This is a genomic window from Psychrobacter sp. 2Y5, assembly GCF_051847375.1.
In the GTDB taxonomy this organism is placed as follows: domain Bacteria; phylum Pseudomonadota; class Gammaproteobacteria; order Pseudomonadales; family Moraxellaceae; genus Psychrobacter.
Window position 1 is genome coordinate 1 of sequence record NZ_JBPYDA010000025.1, and the last position, 2,614, is coordinate 2,614.

Sequence of the window (2,614 nt, forward strand, 5' to 3'; positions counted from 1 at the left end):
TACAAACCACTTGGGTGTTGTATGGTCAAGCCAAACGAGCAATTAGTACAGGTTAGCTACACGCATCGCTGCGCTTCCACACCCTGCCTATCAACGTCCTAGTCTTGAACGGCTCTTTAGGGAAATCTTATCTTGAGGTGGGCTTCCCGCTTAGATGCTTTCAGCGGTTATCCCATCCGAACGTAGCTACCGGGCAATGCCATTGGCATGACAACCCGAACACCAGTGGTTCGTCCACTCTGGTCCTCTCGTACTAGGAGCAGCTCCTCTCAAATTTCCAACGCCCACGGTAGATAGGGACCGAACTGTCTCACGACGTTCTAAACCCAGCTCGCGTACCTCTTTAAATGGCGAACAGCCATACCCTTAGGACCTGCTTCAGCCCTAGGATGAGATGAGCCGACATCGAGGTGCCAAACACCGCCGTCGATATGAACTCTTGGGCGGTATCAGCCTGTTATCCCCAGAGTACCTTTTATCCGTTGAGCGATGGCCCTTCCATACAGAACCACCGGATCACTAAGACCTACTTTCGTACCTGCTCGACTTGTGGGTCTCGCAGTTAAGCGCGCTTTTGCCTTTATACTCTTCGACCGATTTCCGACCGGTCTGAGCGCACCTTCGTACTCCTCCGTTACTCTTTAGGAGGAGACCGCCCCAGTCAAACTACCCACCATACATTGTCCTCGGTATTGTTATACCTGAGTTAGAACCCCAACATGACCAGGGTGGTATTTCAAGATTGGCTCCACAAACACTGGCGTGTCTGCTTCAAAGCCTCCCACCTATCCTGCACAAGTCAGGTCAAAGTTCAATGTAAAGCTGTAGTAAAGGTTCACGGGGTCTTTCCGTCTAGCCGCGGGTACACAGCATCTTCACTGCGATTTCGATTTCACTGAGTCTCTGCTGGAGACAGCGCTGCCATCATTATGTCATTCGTGCAGGTCGGAACTTACCCGACAAGGAATTTCGCTACCTTAGGACCGTTATAGTTACGGCCGCCGTTTACTGGGGCTTCGATCAAGACCTTCGCATACGCTAAGCCCATCAATTAACCTTCCAGCACCGGGCAGACATCACACCCTATACGTCCACTTTCGTGTTTGCAGAGTGCTGTGTTTTTAATAAACAGTTGCAGCAGCCTGGTATCTGCGACTACCAGCAGCTCAAGGAGCGTGTCCTATCACCACCAATAGCGTACCTTCTCCCGAAGTTACGGTACCATTTTGCCTAGTTCCTTCAGCAGAGTTCTCTCAAGCGCCTTGGTATTCTCTACCTGATCACCTGTGTCGGTTTAGGGTACGATTCGTTTATGACTATCGCTTAGAAGCTTTTCCTGGAAGCCTGGTATTTGCCACTTCGCTGTACAAGTACAGCTTGCTATCAGATCTCGACCATATTGCAACCCGGATTTACCTAAGTCGCAAGCCTACATCCTTTCACCTAGATAACCATCACTAGGCTGACATAACCTTCTCCGTCCCTCCATCGCATCATAAACAAGTATCGGAATATTAACCGATTTCCCATCGACTACGCCTTTCGGCCTCGCCTTAGGGGTCGACTCACCCAGCCCCGATTAACGTTGGACTGGAACCCTTGATCTTCCGGCGTGCGAGCTTTTCACTCGCATTATCGTTACTCACGTCAGCATTCGCTCTTGTGATACCTCCAGCATGCTTTACAACACACCTTCACAGGCTTACACAACGCTCCCCTACCACTTGAAAACAAATTCAAATCCGCAGCTTCGGCTCCTAGTTTGAGCCCCGTTACATCTTCCGCGCGGGCCGACTCGACTAGTGAGCTATTACGCTTTCTTTAAAGGATGGCTGCTTCTAAGCCAACCTCCTAGCTGTCTATGCCTTCCCACCTCGTTTCCCACTTAACTAGGAATTTGGGGCCTTAGCTGGCGGTCTGGGTTGTTTCCCTCTCCACAATGGACGTTAGCACCCACTGTGTGTCTCCCGGATATCACTCATCGGTATTCGGAGTTTGCATCGGTTTGGTAAGTCGGTATGACCCCCTAGCCGAAACAGTGCTCTACCCCCAATGGTGTTCGTCCGAGGCGCTACCTAAATAGCTTTCGGGGAGAACCAGCTATCACCGAGTTTGATTAGCCTTTCACCCCTATCCACAAGTCATCCCCTGGCTTTTCAACGACAGTGGGTTCGGTCCTCCGGTGCCTGTTACGGCACTTTCAACCTGCTCATGGATAGATCACTCGGTTTCGGGTCTATACCCTGCAACTAGACGCCCTATTAAGACTCGGTTTCCCTACGGCTCCCCTAACGGTTAACCTTGCTACAGAATATAAGTCGCTGACCCATTATACAAAAGGTACGCGGTCACCACGCAAGGTGGCTCCCACTGCTTGTACGCACACGGTTTCAGGTTCTATTTCACTCCCCTCACAGGGGTTCTTTTCGCCTTTCCCTCACGGTACTGGTTCACTATCGGTCAGTCAGGAGTATTTAGCCTTGGAGGATGGTCCCCCCATCTTCAAACAGGATTTCTCGTGCCCCGCTCTACTTAATATGTTGACGCTAGAATTTAAAATACAGGACTATCACCTACTATGGTCAGCTTTCCCACGCTGTTCTTCTATTCTAGT

1 rRNA gene is annotated in these 2,614 nt (G+C 50.6%); it reads right to left on the reverse strand.

The window, feature by feature from the left end:
* Positions 1-21: 21 nt before the first annotated feature.
* Positions 22-2,614, reverse strand: a 23S ribosomal RNA gene (locus tag ACS8E3_RS12940); the annotation flags it as partial.